Origin of the sequence: Variovorax sp. YR266 (assembly GCF_900107295.1) — a bacterium.
Lineage (GTDB): Bacteria > Pseudomonadota > Gammaproteobacteria > Burkholderiales > Burkholderiaceae_C > Variovorax.
On record NZ_FNPM01000001.1, the window covers coordinates 569,925 to 592,127 of the forward strand.

General features: G+C 66.1%; 28 protein-coding genes. 2 read left to right on the forward strand and 26 right to left on the reverse strand.

Annotated elements, in window-relative coordinates; translation table 11 throughout:
* Positions 1-41: 41 nt before the first annotated feature.
* The 6 genes from BLW48_RS02675 to BLW48_RS02700 are packed head-to-tail and all read right to left on the reverse strand — an operon-like array spanning position 42 to position 3,259.
* The gene (locus tag BLW48_RS02675; RefSeq protein ID WP_093048646.1) at positions 42-401 is read right to left on the reverse strand and encodes a histidine triad nucleotide-binding protein; all 360 of its coding nucleotides are present in this window, start codon (positions 399-401) and stop codon (positions 42-44) included.
* Between the two features lie 12 nt (positions 402-413).
* The gene (locus BLW48_RS02680) at positions 414-782 is read right to left on the reverse strand and encodes a DUF4870 family protein (protein WP_176928690.1); all 369 of its coding nucleotides are present in this window, start codon (positions 780-782) and stop codon (positions 414-416) included.
* On the reverse strand, positions 779-1,186 hold the full coding sequence (locus tag BLW48_RS02685) for a phosphoribosyl-ATP diphosphatase (RefSeq protein WP_093172468.1): 408 nt from the start codon (positions 1,184-1,186) through the stop codon (positions 779-781). The genes BLW48_RS02680 and BLW48_RS02685 overlap by 4 nt, the downstream gene beginning before the upstream one ends.
* Complete coding sequence (hisI, locus tag BLW48_RS02690; RefSeq protein ID WP_013539725.1) at positions 1,183-1,572, reverse strand: phosphoribosyl-AMP cyclohydrolase; 390 nt, start codon at positions 1,570-1,572, stop codon at positions 1,183-1,185. The genes BLW48_RS02685 and hisI overlap by 4 nt, the downstream gene beginning before the upstream one ends.
* Positions 1,573-1,614: 42 nt before the next feature.
* Positions 1,615-2,400, reverse strand: coding sequence for an imidazole glycerol phosphate synthase subunit HisF (gene hisF, locus BLW48_RS02695; RefSeq protein ID WP_093048640.1), 786 nt, complete (start codon positions 2,398-2,400; stop codon positions 1,615-1,617).
* Between the two features lie 25 nt (positions 2,401-2,425).
* On the reverse strand, positions 2,426-3,259 hold the full coding sequence (locus BLW48_RS02700) for a D-hexose-6-phosphate mutarotase (protein ID WP_093172470.1): 834 nt from the start codon (positions 3,257-3,259) through the stop codon (positions 2,426-2,428).
* A 167-nt stretch (positions 3,260-3,426) separates the two neighbouring features.
* On the opposite strand from BLW48_RS02700, the gene BLW48_RS02705 reads away from it, so the two are divergent.
* Positions 3,427-4,731 (forward strand): dicarboxylate/amino acid:cation symporter, encoded by a 1,305-nt coding sequence (locus tag BLW48_RS02705; RefSeq protein WP_093048634.1) that lies wholly within the window; start codon positions 3,427-3,429, stop codon positions 4,729-4,731.
* Between the two features lie 8 nt (positions 4,732-4,739).
* On the forward strand, positions 4,740-5,663 hold the full coding sequence (locus BLW48_RS02710) for an amino acid ABC transporter substrate-binding protein (protein ID WP_093048631.1): 924 nt from the start codon (positions 4,740-4,742) through the stop codon (positions 5,661-5,663).
* 15 nt (positions 5,664-5,678) lie between these two features.
* Here BLW48_RS02710 and BLW48_RS02715 read toward each other — a convergent pair whose 3' ends face one another.
* The 20 genes from BLW48_RS02715 to BLW48_RS02810 form a co-directional block, all read right to left on the reverse strand.
* Positions 5,679-6,851, reverse strand: coding sequence for an AAA family ATPase (locus BLW48_RS02715; protein WP_093172472.1), 1,173 nt, complete (start codon positions 6,849-6,851; stop codon positions 5,679-5,681).
* Positions 6,852-6,870: 19 nt separating this feature from the next.
* Positions 6,871-7,614, reverse strand: coding sequence for a 1-(5-phosphoribosyl)-5-[(5-phosphoribosylamino)methylideneamino]imidazole-4-carboxamide isomerase (hisA, locus tag BLW48_RS02720; protein WP_093048625.1), 744 nt, complete (start codon positions 7,612-7,614; stop codon positions 6,871-6,873).
* Positions 7,615-7,677: 63 nt separating this feature from the next.
* On the reverse strand, positions 7,678-8,334 hold the full coding sequence (hisH, locus tag BLW48_RS02725; protein WP_093048622.1) for an imidazole glycerol phosphate synthase subunit HisH: 657 nt from the start codon (positions 8,332-8,334) through the stop codon (positions 7,678-7,680).
* A gap of 19 nt (positions 8,335-8,353) precedes the next feature.
* Entirely contained in the window at positions 8,354-8,971 is a 618-nt protein-coding gene (hisB, locus tag BLW48_RS02730) for an imidazoleglycerol-phosphate dehydratase HisB (RefSeq protein WP_093048619.1), read from the reverse strand.
* Positions 8,968-10,062: a histidinol-phosphate transaminase gene (gene hisC / locus BLW48_RS02735; RefSeq protein WP_093172474.1), complete on the reverse strand. Its 1,095-nt coding sequence runs from the start codon at positions 10,060-10,062 to the stop codon at positions 8,968-8,970. Before hisC ends, hisB begins: the two co-directional genes overlap by 4 nt.
* Positions 10,059-10,409 (reverse strand): hypothetical protein, encoded by a 351-nt coding sequence (locus tag BLW48_RS02740; RefSeq protein WP_256330681.1) that lies wholly within the window; start codon positions 10,407-10,409, stop codon positions 10,059-10,061. The genes hisC and BLW48_RS02740 overlap by 4 nt, the downstream gene beginning before the upstream one ends.
* A gap of 5 nt (positions 10,410-10,414) precedes the next feature.
* Positions 10,415-11,245: a hypothetical protein gene (locus BLW48_RS02745; protein WP_093172478.1), complete on the reverse strand. Its 831-nt coding sequence runs from the start codon at positions 11,243-11,245 to the stop codon at positions 10,415-10,417.
* Positions 11,246-11,280: 35 nt separating this feature from the next.
* A complete protein-coding gene (gene hisD / locus BLW48_RS02750; protein WP_093172480.1) occupies positions 11,281-12,603 on the reverse strand; it encodes a histidinol dehydrogenase in 1,323 nt (440 codons plus the stop codon).
* A gap of 11 nt (positions 12,604-12,614) precedes the next feature.
* A complete protein-coding gene (hisG, locus tag BLW48_RS02755) occupies positions 12,615-13,256 on the reverse strand; it encodes an ATP phosphoribosyltransferase (protein ID WP_093048604.1) in 642 nt (213 codons plus the stop codon).
* Positions 13,253-14,545 carry a UDP-N-acetylglucosamine 1-carboxyvinyltransferase gene (gene murA / locus BLW48_RS02760; RefSeq protein WP_093075869.1) on the reverse strand — a complete coding sequence of 431 codons (1,293 nt, stop codon included), beginning with the start codon at positions 14,543-14,545 and terminating at the stop codon, positions 13,253-13,255. The genes hisG and murA overlap by 4 nt, the downstream gene beginning before the upstream one ends.
* Positions 14,546-14,586: 41 nt before the next feature.
* Complete coding sequence (locus BLW48_RS02765) at positions 14,587-14,829, reverse strand: BolA family protein (RefSeq protein ID WP_093048598.1); 243 nt, start codon at positions 14,827-14,829, stop codon at positions 14,587-14,589.
* Positions 14,830-14,851: 22 nt separating this feature from the next.
* Positions 14,852-15,607, reverse strand: coding sequence for an ABC transporter permease (locus BLW48_RS02770; RefSeq protein WP_093173222.1), 756 nt, complete (start codon positions 15,605-15,607; stop codon positions 14,852-14,854).
* Between the two features lie 5 nt (positions 15,608-15,612).
* Positions 15,613-16,560 (reverse strand): ABC transporter ATP-binding protein, encoded by a 948-nt coding sequence (locus BLW48_RS02775; RefSeq protein ID WP_093048586.1) that lies wholly within the window; start codon positions 16,558-16,560, stop codon positions 15,613-15,615.
* 33 nt (positions 16,561-16,593) lie between these two features.
* Entirely contained in the window at positions 16,594-16,869 is a 276-nt protein-coding gene (locus BLW48_RS02780; protein WP_093048583.1) for an STAS domain-containing protein, read from the reverse strand.
* 13 nt (positions 16,870-16,882) lie between these two features.
* Entirely contained in the window at positions 16,883-17,539 is a 657-nt protein-coding gene (locus tag BLW48_RS02785) for an MlaC/ttg2D family ABC transporter substrate-binding protein (protein ID WP_093048580.1), read from the reverse strand.
* Between the two features lie 156 nt (positions 17,540-17,695).
* Entirely contained in the window at positions 17,696-18,433 is a 738-nt protein-coding gene (locus tag BLW48_RS02790) for an MlaA family lipoprotein (RefSeq protein ID WP_176928689.1), read from the reverse strand.
* Positions 18,434-18,459: 26 nt separating this feature from the next.
* Entirely contained in the window at positions 18,460-18,948 is a 489-nt protein-coding gene (gene mlaD / locus BLW48_RS02795; protein ID WP_093048574.1) for an outer membrane lipid asymmetry maintenance protein MlaD, read from the reverse strand.
* 40 nt (positions 18,949-18,988) lie between these two features.
* Complete coding sequence (gene mlaE, locus BLW48_RS02800; RefSeq protein WP_093048571.1) at positions 18,989-19,771, reverse strand: lipid asymmetry maintenance ABC transporter permease subunit MlaE; 783 nt, start codon at positions 19,769-19,771, stop codon at positions 18,989-18,991.
* A complete protein-coding gene (locus BLW48_RS02805; RefSeq protein WP_093172482.1) occupies positions 19,768-20,631 on the reverse strand; it encodes an ABC transporter ATP-binding protein in 864 nt (287 codons plus the stop codon). The genes mlaE and BLW48_RS02805 overlap by 4 nt, the downstream gene beginning before the upstream one ends.
* 66 nt (positions 20,632-20,697) lie before the next feature.
* Positions 20,698-22,176 carry a glutamate synthase subunit beta gene (locus BLW48_RS02810; RefSeq protein WP_093048566.1) on the reverse strand — a complete coding sequence of 493 codons (1,479 nt, stop codon included), beginning with the start codon at positions 22,174-22,176 and terminating at the stop codon, positions 20,698-20,700.
* Positions 22,177-22,203: the final 27 nt, after the last annotated feature.

A 22,203-nucleotide genomic window follows, 5' to 3' on the forward strand; every position in this document is an offset into this window, starting at 1 on the left:
ATTTTAGTCGGGCGGAATGTGACAGTTTGGCTTAATGCCGCTCAGCCGCGAAGCCACGGCCGGGGACCACCCATGACATGGACATGGAGATGGTGAACCTCCTGCCCACCCTCGGTGCCGGTATTGACCACGACCCGGTAGCCGCCGTCCGGATAGGGCCTGCAGCCCTGCTCCAGCGCCAGCTTGGGCGCCAGGATCATGATCTTGCCCATCAGCGCCTCGTCGTCGGGCGTCAGCTGGGCCATCGAGGCGATGTGCTTCTTGGGCACCAGCATGAAATGCACCGGCGCCCAGGGCGCGATGTCGTGGAAGCCGAACAGGTCTTCGTCTTCGTAGACCTTGCGCGAGGGAATCTTGCCCTCGATGATTTTGCAGAAGATGCAGTTGGGATCGTGTGACATGGAGGTTGTTCGTTAGACAGCCATGGGCTTGCGTTCGCTCCAGTTCAGCCAGCCCTTGACCAGCCGGTAGATCATCCACACGGCAGTGACGAAGAGGATGGGGAAGCCGATCAGGATCCAGATGGTGATGAACCCCAGGATGGACCAGACCAGGCCCCACCAGAAGGTACGGATCTGCCAGGTGAAGTGGCTTTGATAGAGCGTGCCCTCCGTATCCTCGCGCTTGAGGTAGTTGAGCACGATGCCCACGATCCCCGTGAGGCCGCCCGTGAACCACGAAAGCGCATAGAGGATGTACACCGCCAGCGTGATCTGGCGCAGGCTTTCCAGCTGCTCGGGCGTCTTGCCGGAGATGTCGTCGATCGCGGTGATTTCGTTCATTCGGAGGCCTGGCCTTTCTGCTGCTCTTCGATGCCGCGTTGCTGCACCTTGCGCAGCGCTTTTTCCTCGATGCCGCTGGTGCCCTCCCGGCGCTCGAGTTCCGCGGTGACGTCTGACGGGGAAAAACCGTAGTGCGCCAGCGCCACCATGGTGTGGAACCACAGGTCGGCCACTTCGTTCACTATTTTCGAGCGGTCGCCGCCGTGGTCGGCGTCCTTGGCGGCCATCACGACCTCGGTGGCTTCCTCGCCGATTTTCTTGAGGAAGGCGTCGGGGCCCTTGTGCAGCAAGCGCGCGACGTAGCTTTTCTCGGGATCGCCGCCGCGCGCGGGCAGGCGGCTTTCGATGACCGCGGCCAGGCGTGCGAGGGCGTCGGAGGTGTTGCTGTTCACTGTGGCCGTCATTTGTAGATCGACTCCGGGTCTTTCAAGACGGGTTCGACCACCGTCCACTGGCCCTTTTCGTACTTGCTGAAGAAGCAGCTGTGGCGCCCGGTGTGGCAGGCGATGCCGGGCTCGTGGCCGAGCTGGGTGACCTTGAGCAGCACCACGTCGTTGTCGCAGTCGAGGCGGATCTCGTGCACGGTCTGCACGTGGCCCGACTCCTCGCCCTTGAACCAGAGCTTGTTGCGCGAGCGGCTGAAATACACCGCGCGGCCCAGCTCGGCGGTCTTTTCGAGCGCCTCGCGGTTCATCCAGGCGAACATCAGCACGTCGTTGCTGCCCTGTTCCTGCGCGATGACCGGCACCAGGCCGTTCGCGTCCCACTTCACTTCATCGAGCCAATTCATGGAAGTATTGTCGGGGATAGGAAAAGACCCTTTGGACACGCTTCAAGCGTCGATCCGCACGGGAATGCCGCGCGCAGCCATGCGGGCCTTGGCCTCGCCCACCGTGTGCTCGCCGTAGTGGAAGATGCTGGCCGCCAGCACCGCGTCGGCGCCGCCGGTCTGGATGCCATCGGCCAGGTCGTCGAGGCTGCCCACGCCGCCCGAGGCGATCACCGGCACGCTGACGGCGTTGCTCACCGCGCGGGTCAATTCCAGGTCGAAGCCGCTCTTGGTGCCGTCCCGGTCCATGCTGGTCAGCAGGATCTCGCCGGCGCCGCGGCGCGCCATCTCGGTCGCCCATTCGACGGCATCGAGGCCGGTGTTCTTGCGCCCGCCGTGGCTGTACACGTCCCAGCCCGCGCCGCGAGTGGCGGCTTCTTCGGGACTGCGGCGCTTGGCGTCGATGGCGACCACGATGCATTGCGAGCCGTACTTCTGCGCGGCGTCGCTGATCACCTGCGGATCGGCGATGGCGGCCGAGTTGAAGCTGGTCTTGTCGGCTCCGGCGTTGAGCAGCCGGCGCACGTCGGCCACCGTGCGCACGCCGCCGCCCACGGTCAGCGGAATGAAGATCTGCGAAGCCACCGCCTCGATGATCGGCAGGATCAGGTCGCGGCCGTCGCTGGTGGCGGTGATGTCGAGAAAGGTCAGTTCGTCGGCGCCCTGGGCGTTGTAGCGCGCGGCGATCTCGACCGGATCGCCGGCATCGCGCAGTTCGAGGAAGTTGACGCCCTTGACGACGCGGCCGCCGGTGACGTCGAGGCAGGGAATGATGCGTTTGGCAAGCATGGGATGTTGAACAACCGGTAGGGAATCAGAGAACGCGGAGCTGTTGCCAGCCCTGCCATTGGGCGCCAGGCATCAGCAGCACGGGCTCGTCGATGCGGGCGGCCTCCACGCAGAGCATGTGGCGAAAGCCATCGGCAGGCATGTCGGCGAGTTTCGCACCGAGCACCGCGCCGGGGTTCCAGACCACGGTTTCGCTGCAGCTCGCGCTTTGGGAGATTTCGAGCTTGCCGCCCGGCTGAACCAGCCGCAGCGGCTGGGCGGGCGCGGCATAGACGCTGTCGAACTCTGCATCGAAATGCAACGCCGCCGCGGTTTCCACACAGCGGTCGTCGCGCAGCGAATCCCAGCGGTTGGCGCCCTGCAGGCCCTCAAGCCGCACGTTGGCGATGTCGTCGACGCGCAGGTAGGTGTGCAGCGCGGCGGCAAAGGTCCAGGGTGCGCGGTCGATGTTGACCAGCGTGAGCGTCGTGCGCAGCTGGCCGCCGGACAAAGCGGCTTCCAGCCGCGCCTCAAAAGCGTGCGGCCAGAGCTTTCGGGTGGCTTCGGAGTCGCGAAGCGTCAGCCTCAGCGTTTCGGGCGCATCCGAAACCTCGTGCACCCAAGGCAAATTGCGCATGAATCCATGCTTGGGCAACATGCCGCGCTGGTTGAATTGGGGGCAGCAAATGGGCACGCCGCCGCGGATGGCCGTATGCCCGTCGAACACCGCCGAAGGGCTCAGGTAGAGCCTTTCCACCCCGTCAGCCGCTGTCCACGAGAGCACTTGCGCCCCATGCAAGGCCACCGTGAGGGTGCTCCCATCGATGCCGTTGGCACGCAGAGCGGGCTGGCCGCGAAACTCGATCGGGGTGATTTCCATGGCGAGAATTGTAGGCAGCACCCGCACCGTGGCACGGAATTGGCATCAAGGGCCATTGCGTGCCCGGGGCCTTCTTGGATACCCTGTGATCGCTTGCATCGAGGGACAACGTGCAAGTCGGTCCCGTGCACTCGGAAAAACTACTCTCACACGACAAGGGGATACGCATGAAGAAGCTGCCGATGGCCGCCTGGATCCTGATCGCGATGGTGCTCGGCATCATCGTGGGCTACATGATCTTCTCCAGCTTTCCGGACAAGAAAGCCGCGAAAGAAATCGCAGACTACGTCTCCATCATCTCGGATGTGTTCCTGCGCCTGATCAAGATGCTGATCGGCCCGCTGGTGTTCTCCACGCTGGTGGTGGGCATCGCGCACATGGGCGACGCCAAGTCGGTCGGCCGCGTGTTCGGCAAGGCCATCGGCTGGTTCCTCACCGCCTCGCTGATCTCGCTGGTCATCGGCCTGGTCATGGCCAACCTGCTCAAGCCCGGCGAAAACCTCGGCCTGCCGCTGCCCGACATCGGCGCCTCGGCCAACCTTGCCACCTCGAAATTCACGCTGAAAGACTTCGTGAGCCACACGGTGCCGAAGTCCTTCGTCGAGGCCATGGCCAACAACGAGATCCTGCAGATCGTGGTGTTCTCGATGTTCTTCGGCGTGGCGCTCGCCTCGCTGGGCGACAAGGCCAAGACGCTGGTCGCCGCCATCGAGGAGCTGTCGCACGCCATGCTCAAGATCACCGGCTACGTCATGAAGCTCGCGCCGCTCGCGGTGCTGGCCGCCATGGCCGCCACGGTGGCCGTCAACGGCCTGGGCATCCTGCTGAAGTTCGCGGTGTTCATGGGCGACTTCTACCTGGGCCTGTTCGTGCTGTGGAGCGTGCTGGTGCTGGCGGGCTTCCTGTTCCTCGGCCCGCGCGTGTTCAAGCTGCTGGTGCTCATCAAGGAAGCCTTCCTGCTGTCGTTTGCCACTGCCAGTTCGGAAGCGGCCTACCCGAAGATCCTGCAGGCGCTCGACCGTTTCGGCGTGAAGCGCAAGATCTCCAGCTTCGTGATGCCGATGGGCTACTCGTTCAACCTCGACGGCTCGATGATGTACTGCACCTTCGCCGTGCTCTTCATCGCGCAGGCCTACAACATCCACATGCCGATCAGCACGCAGATCACCATGCTGCTGATCCTGATGCTCACCTCCAAGGGCATGGCCGGCGTGCCGCGCGCCTCGCTGGTGGTGATCGCAGCCACGCTGAACCACTTCGACATTCCCGAGGCCGGCCTGCTGCTGATCCTGGGCGTGGACACCTTCCTCGACATGGGCCGCTCGGCCACCAACGCAGTGGGCAACTCCATCGCCACCGCGGTGGTTGCCAAGTGGGAGGGCGAGCTGATGTCCGAGAGCGATGCCGAGGTCAACGCCAAGGCGCTCGACGAGGAAGCCAGCGCCACCCTCGCCCACCCCGCCCACGCGTGAGGCGCGCCATGAAGCCCAAGGCCACGCTGTCGGTTTTCCTCGCCGGACTGCTGGCAGCCGCCGTGTTCGTGCTGGCGGCACCGGCACAGGCGCAGGAACAGGCAGCGCCCACCGCGCTGACCGGCACCCTCGCCAAGGCCCGCGAAACCGGCGCCATCACCATCGGCTACCGCGAGTCGTCGGTGCCGTTCTCGTACCTCAATGCGCGCAAGGAGCCGATCGGCTATTCGATCGAGCTTTGCCGCGCGCTGGTAACGGCCATCGAGGACGCGGTGAACAGGAGCCTCACGATCAAGTGGGTGCCCGTCACGTCGGACTCGCGCATCGACGCGGTCGCGAGCGGCAAGGTCGACCTGGAATGCGGCTCGACCACCAACAACCTCGAACGCCAGAAGCGCGTGAGTTTCTCGCCCACGATGTTCGTCTCGGGCACCAAGGTGCTGGTGAAGAAGGGCTCGCCGATCAAGTCGTTCCGCGACCTCGCGGGCAGGAAGGTGGCCGTCACTGCCGGCACCACCAACGAGAAGACGCTGCGCGACCTGTCCGAGAAGTTCAAGCTGAACATCAACCTGCAGGTGACGCGCGACCATGCGGAGTCGTTCGGGCTGGTGAAGAGCGGCCAGGCCGATGCCTTCGCGACCGACGACGTGCTGCTCTACGGCCTGATCGCGCAGGACGCCGCCAAGGCCGACTACGAGGTGGTCGGCGACTTCCTCTCCTACGACCCCTACGGGATCATGTACCGCAAGGGCGACCCGCAGCTGAACAAGGTGGTCGTCGACACCTTCCAGGTGCTGGCGGAGGACGGCGAGATCGAGCGGCAGTACAAGCGCTGGTTCCTGCGCAAGCTGCCGTCGGGGGAAAGCATCAACCTGCCGATGAGTGCGCAGCTGGAAACGATCATCCAGACGATGTCGGTGAAGGCCGAATAAGCCCTCATTCAACTGCTACCGCGCTGGCCACTCCCAGCGCGGTATTTCGCTCATGTCGAGGTTGGCGATGCGCGTTTCGCCGAACTGCTTTTCGAGCACTACCGGCTGCAGGCCTTCGCTGTCGTCCAGCGCGGCAATCAGCCGGGCGGCGTGCGACACCACGATCACCTGCGACTGCCGCGCGGCCTGCGCAATCAACCGCCCCAGGGCCGGCAGCAGGTCGGGGTGCAGGCTGGTCTCCGGCTCGTTGAGCACCAGCAGCGCAGGCGGGCGGGGCGTGAGCAGCGCCGCGATCCACAACAGGTAGCGCAGGGTGCCGTCGGAGAGTTCGGCGGCCGTAAGGGGCCGCAGCAGGCCGTGCTGGCGCATCAGCGTCTCGAAGCGGTCGCCTGTCACCTGGACTCCGATGCTTGCGCCGGGGAAGGCGTCGTCCACCGCGCGGTCGAGTGCTTCGCCGTCGCCGATCTCTCGGATGGTCTGCAATGCCGCGGCCAGGTCGGCGCCGTCGTTGGACAGCACAGGCGTGTACGTGCCCAGTTGAGGCTGGCGAGCGGGCGCATCGGCGTCGGAGCGGAAGTGGTCGTAGAAGCGCCAGGAGCGCATCTGCTCGCGCAGCGTGAGCATCTCGGGTGCGTCGCGCGGGTCGGCGTGCTCCGTCATCATGCTGGCGAAAGCAGGAATGGGCCGGCCGACGGCCTGCCAGCTCTTGCCCTCACGCAGCCGCAGCGCGGCGCCCTTGCGGTCGACCAGCTGCGTCGAGGGGCGCAGCAGCGGGCCGCTCCAGATGGCCTCGTGCTTGATCTGCGGGTCGCTCGAAAAGGCCGTCGATGAACTCGGTGGCGGCAGGCCAATGTCGATGGCGTAGCCGAAATCTTCAGCCTCGACGCCAGCGAACCCCAGCTTCAGCGCGACCGGCTCGCTGCGCGATGTGCCCTGCACCGGCACCTCGCCCCGCAACATGGCCGCCGAGAAACGCTCGGGCCCTGCCCACAAAGTCGATGAAAGCCCGCCTTCGCGCACCAGCGAGCGGATCACGCCGCCATTGGCGATGTCCGCCAGCAGACGCATCGCCCGGTACACGCTCGACTTGCCGCTGCCGTTGGCCCCGGTCACGACCGTGAGCCGGCCCAGCGGCACGGTCAGCTGCCGCAGCGAGCGGTAATTGGCGATGGCGAGCGCGGAGAGCACGCGCTGCGCGATAAAGGCGTCAGGCGCCGGCCAGTTCGTCCGCGCGGGCCTGCGCGGCGGCGAAGTCGAGGTCGCCCGAATAGATGGCGCGGCCGCAGATCACGCCCTCGACGCCGTCGGATTCGACTGCGCAGAGCTTGTCGATGTCGGCCATGTTCGACAGGCCGCCCGAGGCGATCACCGGAATGGTCAGCGCCTGCGCGAGCTTGACGGTGGCCTCGATGTTGATGCCCGAGAGCATGCCGTCGCGGCCGATGTCGGTGTAGATGATCGACTCGACGCCGTAGTCCTCGAACTTCTTGCCCAGGTCGGCCACCTCGTGGCCCGTGAGCTTGCTCCAGCCATCGGTGGCGACCTTGCCGTCCTTGGCGTCCAGGCCCACGATGATGTGGCCGCCGAAGGCGCTGCAGGCGTCCTTCAGGAAGCCGGGGTTCTTGACCGCGGCGGTGCCGATGATCACGTAGCGCAGGCCGTCGTCGATGTAGCGCTCGATGGTGTCGAGGTCGCGGATGCCGCCGCCGAGCTGCACCGGAATGTCGTCGCCCACCTCTTTCAGGATCGCCTTGATGGCCGCGTGGTTCTGCGGCTTGCCGGCGAAGGCGCCATTCAGATCGACCAGGTGCAGCCGGCGCGCGCCGGCCTCGACCCACTTGCGGGCCATGGCAGCGGGGTCTTCGCTGAAGATGGTGGACTGGTCCATGTCGCCCTGCTTGAGGCGAACGCAGTGGCCGTCTTTGAGATCAATGGCGGGAATGAGGAGCATGGAAGTGACGCGAGTGTGCGGAATCCGGGCTGTGAGAGGTTCGGCCCGGTCGGAAAAATGGGTTCAGGGATTCCAGTGGAGGAAGTTGCGATACAGCTGCAGCCCGTGGTCCGCACTCTTCTCCGGGTGGAACTGGGTTGCAAAAATGTTATCGCGTGCGATGGCTGCGGTAAAGCTCGCGCCATATTCCGCCTCGCCCACGCTGTGTTTGGGGTCGGTCGGGCGGGCGTAGAAGCTGTGCACGAAGTAGAAGTAGCTCTGATCGGGCACCCCTGCCCACACGGCGTGCGGCTGGGCCTGGCGCACCTGATTCCAGCCCATCTGCGGCACCTTGAAGCGGCTGCCGTCGGGTTGCAGGCGACCAGCCAGGTCGAACTTGACGACCTCGCCCGGAATGAGGCCCAGGCCATCGGTGGGGCCCTCGTCGCTGCGCGACAGCATCATCTGCATGCCCACGCACACGCCGAACAGCGGCTTGCTCGCCGCGGCTTCGAGCACCGACTCCTGCAGGCCGGAGTCGCGCAGCTCGCGCATGCAGTCGGGCATGGCGCCCTGCCCCGGCAGCACCACGCGGGTCGCCTTGCGAACCACGTCGGGGTCGGAGGTGACGAACACCTCCACGCCGACCTGGTCGGCCGCATGGCGCACGGCCTGCGACACGGAGTGCAGGTTGCCCATGCCGTAGTCGACCACGGCAACGGTATTTGCTACAGATTTCATAGCTGATGGACGAACGCGTTCAGAGCGAGCCCTTCGTCGAGGGAATGACGCCGACGGAACGCGGGTCGAGTTCGAGCGCGCCGCGCATGGCGCGCGCGAAGGCCTTGAACACCGTCTCACACTGGTGGTGCGCATTGACGCCCTTGAGGTTGTCGATGTGCAGCGTGACGAAGGCGTGGTTCACGAAGCCCTGGAAGAACTCGTAGGTGAGCTGGCTGTCGAAGGTGCCGATCATGCCGCTGGTGAACGGCACGTGCATCACGAGGCCGGGACGGCCCGAGAAGTCGATGACCACGCGGCTCAGCGCCTCGTCGAGCGGCACGTAGGCGTGGCCGTAGCGGCGGATGCCCTTCTTGTCGCCGATGGCCTTGGCCACGGCCTGGCCCAGCGTGATGCCGACGTCTTCCACCGTGTGATGACCGTCGATGTGCAGGTCGCCCTGGCAGTCGATGTCGAGGTCGATCAGCCCATGGCGGGCGATCTGGTCGAGCATGTGGTCGAAGAAGCCGATACCGGTAGCAAGTTTGGCCTTGCCGGTGCCGTCGAGGTTGACGCTGACGGTGATCTTCGTCTCGGCGGTGTTGCGGGTGACCGTCGCTGTGCGATCGGCGCTGCCCGGGTTGGTGGGGGTGGTCATAGTGAGGCTTCGAGTGCCGCGAGCATCCGCGCATTCTCGTCGGCCGTTCCGACGGTGAGGCGCAGGCAGTTTGCGAGCAGTTCGTGCATTTTAGAAACGTTCTTGATCAGAACCCCGTGTGCCTTCATGCCCTCGAAGGTCTTGGCGGCATCGGGCACGCGCAAAAGAATCATGTTGGCATCGCTGGGCCAGGTCTTCACGCCGGGCAGGCGGCCGAGGCCCATCATCAGGCGTTCGCGCTCCTCGCGGATCTGCCGGGCCTGCGCCTCGAACACCTCGGCGTGCTCCAGCGCGAACAGCGCGCACTCGCAGTTGAGCACGCTGATGTTGTAGGGCGGGCGCACCTTGTCGATCTCGGCGACCAGCGCGGCCGGCCCCATGAGGTAGCCCAGGCGGATGCCGGCCAGGCCGAACTTGCTGAGCGTGCGCATCAGCAGCACGTGGCCGTGCTTCGCGAGCCGGTCGATATAGCTGCGGGCGGCAAAGGGCTGGTAGGCCTCGTCGATCACCACCAGGCCGCCCTGCGCGCCCTGGGCTTCGACGATCTTCTCGACGACGGCGTCGTCCCAGAGGTTGGCGGTCGGGTTGTTCGGATACGCGAGGTAGACGATGGCGGGCTTCTCGCTCGCAATGGCGGACAGCATGGCGGCTTCGTCGAGTTCGAAGTCGGCCGTGAGCGGCACGCCGACGAACTTCAGGCCCTGCAGCTTCGCGCTCATGGCGTACATGACGAAGCCGGGCACGGGCGCCAGCACGGTGGCGCCGGGCAGGTCGCAGGCAATGGCCAGCAGCGAGATCAGCTCGTCCGAGCCGTTGCCCAGCATCAGCCTGAAGCCCTCGGGCATCTGCGCGTGCGCGGCCAGCGCGCGCTGCAGGTCGGCGCCGCGCTCGCCCGGGTAACGGTTGAGCGCCAGCGCACCGAGGCGCGCGCCGAGTTCGGCCTGCAGCGCGGGCGGCAGGCCGAAGGGGTTTTCCATGGCGTCGAGCTTGACGAAGCCGCGCGCGTCCTGCACCGCGTAGGCATGCATGGACCGCACGTCGTTGCGGATGCGGTCGAGCGGCGGGCGGGCGGATTGGGGAGCAGCGGTCATCGGGTGCAGCGGTAGCTGTTTCGGAGGGCGCCGGCCATGACCAGTTGCGCTGGCATGTCGGCTTCGTAACTGTCGGCGTTGCGGGTCAGTTCGGTCTGGTAGAGCGAACGCGCCATGGAGGGTTCGAGGCGGCGGCCCTCGACGCAGAACACGGGCTTCTGCCCGTTGCGCTGCGACGATTCGACACCTTCGCGCAGGCCCTCGAGCACGCCGACCAGGTAGTAGCTGGCGTAGGCCTTGCCGTCTTTCTCGCTGGCTTCGAGCGTGCGCAGTTCGCGGATGCTCATGGCCTGCGCGCCGGTGGCAGCCGCCAGCGCGAGCAGCAGGAAGGCGGCGGCACGCTTCATCGGCATCACTTGCGGTAGCGCGGCGGCGGCGCGTAGGCGCCGTCGGCCGGGAAGGCGCTGGGCTGCGACGGGGTGGCGTCGCGGCGCTGGCGGCGCGGTGCGTCGCGCTCTTCGAGTTCGAACAGCGCAGCGCCGATCACGCCGATGTTGCGCACGTCGCCCGCTTCGGTGTTCGCTGCGTAGGCACGGCCGGGCGCGGAAAAGCGGAAGGCCGCGACCTCGTTCTCGCTCTTGCGGAAGCCTTCGATGGTGAGCGCCTGCAACGGGCGCAGCACATAGCCGCCGTTGCGCAGGCTGCCGGGCTTGCCGTTGAGCACGTCGAGGCCGTCGACCGTGGCGATCACCTCGTAGCTGCGCTCGCTGAGGTTGCGAAAGCGCAGCGTGTAGCGCGAGCCCTGCACGCCGGCGAGGCGGAACATGTCTTCGCCGCCACTGCCCCGGCGGGCGCGCTGCAGCGGCAACGGGCGGCTGTCTTCGCCGAGCACCGACCATTCGACGTCGCCATCGGCCAGCATCAGGCTCAGGCGGCTCTCAGGATTGCTGCCCACGGAGCGGCGCACGGCAGAGGCCTCGTTGTAGCCCAGCGAGGCCACGTCGTCCGGCTGGTCGGACAGGCGCTTGGTGATGACCGTGCGGGTCTTCGATTCGAGGCCCTCGCCCCACTGCGTGCCGAGTTGCGGGGCAGGCGCTGCCGGCGCGGCGCTGGGCGTAGCGCTGACGGCAGCCGACGTGCGCGGCGCCTGCGGCATCTGGCTGCAGGCGGCCAGCAGTGCGGCGCCCGCAACGAGGCTCGTGGCGAATCGAAAAAGACGCGAATGACGGAGACGATCGATCATCTTGCTTGCTCCTCCCGGTGACCGGTTGTTTGAGCTCAGATCTTACGCAGCCGCATGCGGGCAGCTTCGGCGTGCGCCTGCAGGCCCTCGCCTTCGGCCAGCGTGACGGCGATCGGGCCCAGCACCTGGGCGCCCGCCTCGCTGACCTCGATCAGGCTGGAGCGCTTCTGGAAGTCGTACACGCCCAGCGGGCTGGAAAAGCGCGCCGTGCCGCTGGTGGGCAGCACGTGGTTCGGGCCGGCGCAGTAGTCGCCCAGGCTTTCGCTGGTGAAGGCGCCCAGGAAGATCGCGCCGGCGTGGCGCAGCAGCGGCTCCCAGCGGTTCGGTTCGCTGCTGCTGACTTCCAGATGCTCGGGGGCGATGCGGTTGCTGATCTCGCAAGCCTCTTCCATGCTCTTCGTGTGGATCAGCGCGCCGCGGCCGTTGAGCGAGGCGGCGATGATTTCTGCGCGCGGCATGGCCGGCAGCAGGCGATCGATCTCGGCCTGCACGCGGTCGATGTAGGCGGCGTCGGGACACAGCAGGATGCTCTGGGCCAGCTCGTCGTGCTCGGCCTGGCTGAACAGGTCCATGGCCACCCACTCGGGCGGCGTGGTGCCGTCGGCCAGCACCAAAATTTCGCTCGGGCCCGCGATCATGTCGATGCCCACCGTGCCGAACACGCGGCGCTTGGCGGCCGCCACGTAGGCATTGCCGGGGCCGGTGATCTTGTCGACGGCAGGGATGGTGGCGGTGCCGTAGGCCAGCGCGGCCACGGCCTGCGCGCCGCCGATGGTGAAGCCGCGCGTCACGCCGGCCACGTAGGCGGCGGCGAGCACGAGCTGGTTCTTTTCGCCCTTCGGCGTCGGCACAACCATGATGATTTCGCCGACACCCGCGACGTGCGCCGGAATGGCGTTCATCAGCACGCTCGACGGGTACGCCGCCTTGCCGCCCGGCACATAGATGCCGACGCGATCGAGCGGCGTGACCTTCTGGCCAAGCAGCGTGCCGTCTGCATCGCGGTAGCTCCAGCTTTCCCCGCTGGCCTTCTTCTGGGCCTCGTGGTAGCTGCGCACGCGGCGCGCGGCGGCTTCGAGCGCGTCGCGCTGGGCGGCCGGCAGCGCCTCGAAGGCGGCCTTGAGCTCGGCCTGCGTCAGCTCAAGCTCGGGCAGCGTCTTCGCATCGAGCTTGTCGAAGCGATTCGTGTATTCGAGCACCGCGTCGTCACCGCGCTTCTGCACGTCGGCGAGGATGTCGGCCACAACCTTCTCGATGGCCGCGTCGTCGTCCGCGGACCAATGCAGCCGCGCCTTGAATTCAGCGTCGAAGCTGGCTGAAGTCGTGGACAGACGGGCGGGGGCTGCTTTCAGAGTCATGTGCTTGAGGTTCAGGCGGTGGGAATGGCTGACGCAAACGCGTCGACGATGCGGCGGATCGGCTCGCGCTTGAGCTTGAGCGCGGCCTGGTTCACCACGAGGCGCGCGCTGATGTCCATGATGCGCTCCACCTCGACGAGGTGGTTGGCCTTGAGCGTGTTACCGGTCGAGACCAGGTCGACGATGGCGTCGGCCAGGCCTGTGAGCGGTGCCAGCTCCATGCTGCCGTAGAGCTTGATCAGGTCGACGTGCACGCCCTTGCTGGCAAAGAAGTCGCGCGCAAGGCCCACGTACTTGGTGGCCACGCGCAGGCGCGAGCCCTGCTTCACGGCGGAGGCGTAGTCGTAGTCGGCGCGCACGGCCACGCTGAGGCGGCAGGCCGCGATGCGCAGATCGAGCGGCTGGTACAGGCCCTGGTTGCCGTGCTCGAGCAGCACGTCGAGGCCGGTCACGCCGAGGTCGGCGCCGCCGTACTGCACGTAGGTGGGCACGTCGGAGGCGCGCACCAGCACCACGCGCACGTCGGGGCGGGTGGTTTCGAGAATCAGCTTGCGCGACTTCTCGGGGTCTTCGGTGACCTCGATGCCGGCGGCGGCCAGCAGGGGCATCGTCTCTTCGAAGATGCGGCCTTTGGAGAGGGCTAGCGTGATCATGCGGCGGCAGCTCCGGTCAGTCGTTCGATGTCGGCGCCCAGGCCGCGCAGCTTCGACTCCATGCGGTCGTAGCCCCGGTCGAGGTGGTAGATGCGATCGACCAGCGTCTCGCCCTCGGCCACGAGGCCGGCGATGACCAGGCTGGCCGAGGCGCGCAGGTCGGTGGCCATCACGGTAGCGCCCGAGAGCTGCTGCACGCCCTCGACCATCGCCACCTTGCCCTCGACGTGGATGCGTGCGCCCAGGCGCACCATCTCGTTCACGTGCATGAAGCGGTTCTCGAAGATGGTCTCGGTGACCATCGAGGCGCCACGCGCGATCACGTTCAGGGCCATGAACTGGGCCTGCATGTCGGTCGGGAAGCCCGGGTACTCGGTGGTGCTGAAGCTCTGCGCCTTCAGGTGCTCGTAGGCGGGGCCCTTGGAGCTGATGCGCACGCCGTCTTTTTCAGAGGCGACGGTGCAGCCCGCGTCGCGCAGCTTGTCGATCACGGCGTCGAGGTGGTCGCCGCGCGCGTGGCGCAGGAAGGCCTCGCCGCCCGTGGCAGCTACGGCGCACAGGAAAGTGCCGGCCTCGATGCGGTCGGCCACCACGGCGTGCTCGCAGCCGTGCAGCTTCTCGACGCCCTGAATGCGGATGTGGCTGGTGCCGTGGCCTTCGATCTTCGCGCCCATGCGGATCAGCATTTCGGCGAGGTCGACGATCTCGGGCTCCTGCGCGGCGTTTTCGAGCAGCGTTTCGCCCTCGGCCAGCGCGGCTGCCATAAGGAAATTCTCGGTACCGGTGACGGTGACCATGTCGGTCAGGATGCGCGCGCCCTTCAGGCGGGTGCGGCCTTCGGGCAGGCGCGCGACCATGTAGCCGTGCTCGACCACGATCTCTGCGCCCATGGCCTGCAGGCCCTTGATGTGCTGGTCGACCGGCCGCGAGCCGATGGCGCAGCCGCCCGGCAGCGACACCCTGGCATGGCCGAAGCGCGCCAGCAGCGGGCCCAGGGCCAGCACGGAGGCGCGCATGGTCTTGACCAGCTCGTAGGGCGCCTCGGGGTTGCCGAGATCGCCGGCATTCAGGCGGACCGTGCCGTTGTCGTTGCGCTCGGCCGTCACGCCCATGTTGCGCACCAGCTTGAGCATGGTCGACACGTCCTGCAGGCGCGGCACGTTGTGCAGCGTCACGGGCTGGTCGGTCAGCAGCGCCGCGCACAGCTCGGGCAGCGCGGCGTTCTTGGCGCCGGAAATGAGTACTTCGCCGCGGAGCTCTCGCCCGCCGCGAATCAGAAGTTTGTCCATCGAAGTTCCAGCGAAGTCAGGAGGCCACGAGGGGCCGGGAGTTATTTTTCCACTGCCGCCCATTCGGCCGGCGTGTAGGTCTTCATCGAAAGCGCGTGCACCTCGTCGGTGTGCATTTTCGCACCGAGGGTGGCGTAGACCCGCTGATGGCGCTGGATCGAGCGCTTGCCCTCGAATTCGGCCGAGACGATGGTGGCGTACCAATGTCGGCCATCGCCCTCGAGCGTGATGTGCTCGCACGGGAGATGGGACTGGATCAGGGCCTGGAGTTGTTCGGCGGTCATGGGGTGTGGGAAGAGGCTTTGTTCAGCCCCGGATTTTGTAGCCGATGCGAAGCAGGTGGACGGCAATCGCGCTCACCACCAGCCAGGCGGTGCCGACGATGCCCAGGCTCAGCCAGGGCGAGGCGTCGCTCACGCCGAAGAAGCCGTAGCGGAAGCCGTCGATCATGTAGAAGAACGGGTTCAGGTGGCTCACGCTTTGCCAGAACGGCGGCAGCGAGCCGATCGAATAGAACACGCCCGACAGGAAGGTCATGGGCATGATCAGGAAGTTCTGGAACACCGCCATCTGGTCGAACTTCTCGGCCCAGAGACCGGCGATGAGGCCCAGCGTGCCCAGCATGGCCGAGCCCAGCAGCGCGAACACGATGATCCAGACCGGCGCAACGAAACTCGGCTGCGCGAACAGCACCGTGACGACGAACACGCCCAGCCCCACGGCCAGCCCGCGGATGACGGACGAGCCCACATAGGCGAAGAACCAACCCCAATGCGACAGCGGCGTGAGCAGCACGAAGACCAGGTTGCCCATGATCTTGCTCTGGATGATCGACGACGAGCTGTTGGCAAAGGCGTTCTGCAGCACGCTCATCATCACGAGGCCAGGCACCAGGAAGGCCGTGTAGCCGACAGTGCCGTAGACCTTCACGTGGTCTTCGAGCACGTGGCCGAACACCATCAGGTACAGCAGTGCGGTGAGCACCGGCGCGCCGACAGTCTGGAAGCCGACCTTCCAGAAGCGCAGCGTCTCCTTGTAGAGCAGCGCGCGCCAACCGGTCACGGCCATCATCGCGCCACCTCCAACGGGGTTTGCTCGCCGGCCATCAGGTCGATGAACACGTCTTCCAGGTCGGCCTTGCGCATTTCCACGTCTTCCACCGCGACGCCGGCTTCGCGGATCGCGGCCAGCAGTTGTTCGACTTCATGGGCGTTCTGCGCCGGCAGTTGCACGATGCGCCCGGTGATGCGCGCATGCTGGGCAATGGCCCAGGGCAGCATGGCGTCGGTCTTGAAGCGCAGCACGTTGCTCGCGGCCGATTTCAGCAGTTCGCTGGTGCGGTCGAGTGCGATCACGCGGCCCTGCTTGAGCATCGCGATGCGGCTGCACAGCGCCTCGGCCTCTTCGAGGTAGTGGGTGGTGAGCAGCACGGTGCTGCCCTGCTTGTTGAGCCGGGCGACGAACTGCCAGAGCGTCTGGCGCAGTTCGACGTCGACGCCGGCCGTGGGCTCGTCGAGCACGATCACCGGCGGCTTGTGCACCAGCGCCTGTGCCACCAGCACCCGGCGCTTCATGCCGCCCGAGAGCTGGCGCATGTTGGCCGTGGCCTTGTCGGCGAGGCCCAGGCTTTGCAGCAGCTCGTCGATCCAGGCCTCGTTGTTCTTGATGCCGAAGTAGCCCGACTGGATGCGCAGCGATTCGCGCACGTTGAAGAAGGGGTCGAACACCAGCTCCTGCGGCACGATGCCGAGCTGGCGGCGCGCCTGTGCAAAGTCGCGCTGCACGTCGAAGCCGTGGACGCTGATGGCGCCGGCCGTGGGCCGCGACAGGCCCGCGAGCATGCTGATCAGGGTGGTCTTGCCCGCGCCGTTCGGGCCGAGCAGGCCGAAGAATTCGCCCGGTTCGATCTGGAAGCTGACCTCGTCGACGGCCTTGAGCCCTGGCTTGCCCTGGGCTTTTTGCTGTCTGGAGGGGGGGTAGGTCTTGGAGACCGATTGAAATGAAATCGCGGGCATGGGAGCCCGCGATTTTAAGGGGCCGTTACTTTTTCAGGGCGCGGCGGGCAAAAGGCCCGCAATGCCATACAGCGCCGCGAGTTCGCGCAGCCTGGGCGACAGCCCCTTGACCGAAAAACCGCGGCCCAGCGCGCTCGATTCGCGCCGGCATTCGAGCAGCACAGCCAGCGCCGACGAATCGAACTGAGCCAGCGCAGTCGCGTCGACCACGGTGGACGACGAGTCGGCCTGGCCTTTCAGCCCCTGCTGCAGCATGCGCATGCAGGCGGGGGCCTCGTCATGGGTGAGTCGGGTGGGCAGGACCAGCATCGCGTGCGCCCGGTCAGCCCTTGCCGTTGCCCTTGTTGCGCGCGGCCAGCGCGGCGATCAGGCCGTCGATGCCGCTCTTGTTGATTTCCTGCGCGAACTGGGTGCGGTAGGTATCGACCAGCCACACGCCCAGCACATTCAGGTTGTAGACCTTCCAGCCGGCGCCCTGGCCGGGGGTCTTTTCAAGGCGGTAGTCGAGCTGCACCGGATCACCGCGGCCCTGGACCTCGGTGCGCACCAGCACATCCTTGTCGTCAGGCGAGCCGCGGAACGGGCGGATGGTGACGGTCTGGTCGGTCACCTGGTCGAGCGCGCCGGCATAAGTGCGCACCAGCAGGGCCTTGAACTCGTCCTGCAGGCGTTTTTGCTGTTCGGGCGTTGCAGTGCGCCAGGCCGGGCCGACTGCCGAGGCCGTCATGCGCTGGAAGTTGACGTTGGGCATGATCTTGCTGTCGACCAGCAGCATGATCTTGTTGACGTCGCCCGACTTGATGGACGAGTCGGCCTTGATCGTTTCGAGCACGTCTGTCGAGAGGCGCTTGACGAGCGCATCAGGCGCTTCATCGGCGGCACGGGCGGGCTGGACGAAGGCGACAGCCGCACCGAACAGCAGGGCACCGGCCAGCACCAGGCGGCCAAGATCGCGACGTTGCAAGGTCTTGTTGTTCATGAAGAGTCCCTCATTCAAGTTTGAAAATCTGCAGGCACCCGAAAAAACCGGGTGCTGAGACAGGAACGGATTCGAGCCCCCTGGGGCCGACCGGGTTCCTGTCCGGGAGGTGAAGCCTTGCAACCGGATGCAAGCAGCCTCCCCTCCTCTTGCGGCTTACTTGTCGCTGCCACCACCGTCACTGCCACCGCCGTCGTCCGGCGGGTTGCCGTCGTAGACCTGGCTGCGGCGGCGCTGCAGGAACGCATCGCGCGTGAACGAATACTTGTCGAGCGCCGCATCGCCGAGCAGGCGGCTTGCGCGCAGGTATTGCGAGCGCGTGTCGACGATGCGCAGCACCGTCAGCGAATTGCGCCAGGGGATGTCTTCCACATGGCCCAGCGGGTCGCCGTACATGTCGAGCGGCTTGGCCGCGGTGTCGCGCAGTGTCGAGGAGCCCAGCAGCGGCAGCACGACGTACGGGCCCGGGCCCACGCCCCAGTAGCCCAGCGTCTGGCCGAAGTCTTCCTCGTGGCGGGGAATGCCGGCCTCGGTCGCAACGTCCAGCAGGCCGCCGAGCCCGAAGAAGGTGTTGACGTTCAGGCGCATGAAGGTCTCGGCGCTGTTCTGCAGCTTGAGCTGGGCCACGTTGTTGGCCAGGCTCCAGACATCGCCGATGTTGCCGAAGAAGTTGTTCACGCCGGTGCGCACCATCGAAGGCAGCGCCTTCTGGTAGGCCGTGGCCACGGGAACGAGCACTGCGTCGTCAACGGTGTCGTTGAAGCGCGAGACCCCGCGGTTGAACGGCTCGAGAGGGTCGGCCGGATTGGCGTTGGGTCCGGTGGCGCAACCGGCCACCAGTGCAAAAAAAGCTGCGGCGCCCACCCAACGGGCGCGAATTGCTACGTTATTCATAGCAGAAGACAAAAAAGATCGTGTTTTCATTTCTTGTTGGCTGTTCCAGGCGTCGAATTGCCTTCGGCTGCCTTGCTGTACAGAAACTGGCTGATCAGGTTTTCAAGCACCACGGCCGATTGGGTCGAGGTGATGGTGTCGCCGGCCTGCAAGTTCTTGTCCTCGGCGCCCGCTTCGATCCCGATGTACTGCTCGCCGAGCAGGCCACTGGTCAGGATCTTGAGCGAACTGTCCTTGGGAAAACTGTAGCGGTTTTGCAAAGCCAGCGTGACGTCGGCCTGAAAGGACTTGTCGTTGAAGGAGATGGACTCCACGCGGCCGACCACAACCCCCGCGCTCTTCACAGCGGTTTGCGGCTTGAGCCCGCCGATGTTGTCGAAGCGCGCGGTCACCGAATAGGTCTTCTGGAAATTCAGGCTCAGCAGGTTGGCCGACTGCAGCGCGAGAAACAGCAGCGCCGCAGCGCCGATCAGGACGAACAGGCCGACCCAGATGTCGTTGTTGGAACGTTGCATGGTTTGACTCTCTGTCTAGAACGATGGAGGCCGAGCCTCTTTAGATACTGAACATCATGGCGGTGAGCAGGAAGTCCAGCCCCAGCACCGCCAGCGATGCCGACACCACGGTTCGCGTGGTCGCACGCGACACGCCTTCGGGCGTGGGCTGGGCTTCATAGCCCTGCAGCAGCGCGATGAAGGTCACGGTGAAGCCGAAGACGATGCTCTTGATGACGCCGTTGCCGACGTCGCGCCACACGTCGACGCCGCCCTGCATCTGGCCCCAGAACGCGCCCGGGTCGACGCCCAGCATCAGCACGCCCACCACGTAGCCACCCATGATGCCAACCGCGCTGAACACCGCCGCCAGCAGCGGCATGGTGATGACGCCGGCCCAGAAGCGCGGCGCGAGGATGCGCTGCACCGGGTCGACCGCCATCATCTCCATGGCGCTCAGCTGCTCGTCGGCCTTCATGAGGCCGATCTCCGCGGTGAGCGACGTCCCCGCGCGCCCGGTGAACAGCAAGGCCGCCACCACGGGCCCGAGCTCGCGCACCAGACTCAGCGTGACCAGCAGGCCGAGCGCTTCGGAAGAACCGTAGCGCTGCAGCGCGTAGTACATCTGCAGCCCGAGCACGAAGCCCACGAACAGCCCCGACACGCCGATGATCGCGAGCGAGTAGTTGCCCAAAAAATGGATCTGGTCACGCACCAGACCGAAGCGGCGCATGATCTGCGCGCCCGGGCCGACCAGGCGCATGAACAGCTTCGCGCCATAGCCCAGGTTGGCCAGATGGCGGCGCACGCCGAAGCCGACGTCGGCAGGCTTCCACCAGCTCATGAGCGCCCTCCTTCGACATTGCCGAAGTCGTCCTCGATGCTGACGCCCGGGTAATGGAAACGCACTGGCCCGTCGGGCAACGCATTGACGAACTGATGGACCAGCGGGTCGGCGCTGTGGCGCACTTCGTCGGGCGTGCCCTGTGCGGCGACGCCGCCGTTGGCCAGGATGATCACGTGGTCGGCGATGCGGAAGGTTTCTTCGAGATCGTGCGACACGATGATGCTGGTGAGCCCCAGCGTGTCGTTGAGCTGGCGGATCAGGCGCGCGGCGGTGCCGAGCGAGATCGGGTCGAGCCCCGCGAAAGGTTCGTCGTACATCACGAGGTCGGGGTCGAGCGCAATGGCACGCGCCAGCGCCACGCGCCGCGCCATGCCGCCCGACACCTCGCTGGGCATCAGGTCGCGGGCACCGCGCAGGCCGACGGCGTCGAGCTTCATGAGCACCACGTCGCGTACCAGCGCTTCGGAGAGTTGTGTGTGCTCGCGCAGCGGAAACGCCACGTTGTCGAACACGGTCATGTCGGTGAACAGCGCGCCGAACTGGAAGAGCATGCCCATGCGGCGCCGCGCCGCGTAGAGCGCGGTTGCATCGAACTTGCCGACATCGTGGCCGTCGAAGAGCACCTCGCCACGCTGGGCCTTCTGCTGCCCGCCGATAAGGCGCAGCACCGTGGTCTTGCCACCGCCCGATGCTCCCATCAGGGCCGTTACCTTGCCTCGCGGCACGGAGAACGAAACGCCGTCGAGGATGGCGCGCGCACCATAGCCGAACGTGACGTCGCGGAACTCTACGAAGGGATGTGGCAGTGGTGCGGCTGGGTCCATCTCAATAAAAAAGCCGGGCGCTTTTTCAAGCATCCCGGCATGCGGTTTGACGCGGATGATAACGGGGCCGTGACCGGCCCCGCGAAATTGAAACAAAATTCAGCGCGGCAGGTCGCTGAACCCCATCAGGAACTCATCCACCGAGCGCGCGGCCTGGCGGCCTTCACGAATGGCCCACACCACCAGCGACTGTCCACGGCGGATGTCGCCGGCGGCAAAAACCTTCGGAATGTTGGTGACATAGCCGCCGATGAAGTCGACCGTGGCCTTGGCGTTGCCGCGGGCATCCTTCTCCACGCCAAAGGCGTCGAGCACGGTGGCAACGGGGCTGATGAAGCCCATCGCGAGCAGCACCAGGTCGGCCTTGAGGATCTGCTCGCTGCCGGCCACTTCCTGCATCTTGCCGTCCTTCCATTCGACACGAACGGTCTTCAGGCCAGTGACCTTGCCCTTTTCGCCGATGAATTCCTTGGTGGAGATCGCGAACTCGCGCTCGCAGCCCTCTTCATGGCTGGAGCTGGTGCGCAGCTTGATCGGCCAGTACGGCCAGGTCAGCGGGCGGTTTTCTTCCTCGGGCGGCTGGGGCATCAGCTCGAACTGCGTGACGCTGACCGCGCCATGGCGGTTGCTGGTGCCCACGCAGTCGGAGCCGGTGTCGCCACCGCCGATGACGATCACGTGCTTGCCGTCGGCGCGCAACTGGCCCTTGACCTTGTCGCCCGCGTTGACGCGGTTTTGCTGCGGCAGGAACTCCATCGCGAAATGGATGCCGTCGAGGTCGCGGCCGGGCACCGGCAGGTCGCGCGATTGCTCTGCACCGCCCGTGAGCAGCACGGCATCGAATTCTTTTTGCAGTTGCTCAGGCGTGACGGTTTCCTTGGCCAGGTTCGTGACCTTGGAGCCCTTGCCCAGCGGGTCCTTCGCGGCGCCGACCATCACGCCGGTGCGGAAGGTCACACCTTCGGCCTTCATCTGCTCGACGCGGCGATCGATGTGCGACTTCTCCATCTTGAAGTCGGGAATGCCGTAGCGCAGCAGGCCGCCGATGCGGTCGTTCTTCTCGAACAGCGTCACGTCGTGGCCGGCGCGCGCGAGTTGCTGTGCAGCCGCCATGCCGGCCGGGCCCGAACCCACCACCGCCACCTTCTTGCCGGTCTTGTGCTTGGCGACGCGCGGCGCCACCCAGCCTTCGTCCCAGGCGCGGTCGATGATCGCGTGCTCCAGCGACTTGATGCCGACTGCGTCGTCGTTCACGTTGAGCACGCAGGCTGCCTCGCAGGGCGCGGGGCAGATGCGGCCGGTGAACTCGGGGAAGTTGTTGGTCGAGTCGAGCACCGCGAAGGCGTTTTGCCAGTCGTTGCGGTACACGAGGTCGTTGAAGTCCGGAATGATGTTGTTGACCGGGCAGCCGCTGTTGCAGAACGGCGTGCCGCAGTCCATGCAGCGCGCGCCCTGCACCTTGGCCTGTTCGGTGTTCAGGCCGACGACGAATTCCTTGTAGTGCTTGACGCGCTCTTCGATGGGCTTGTAGCCCTCTTCGACACGCTCATGCTCCATGAAGCCGGTGATCTTTCCCATCGTGCTTTCCTTTGTTCTCTGTACTCG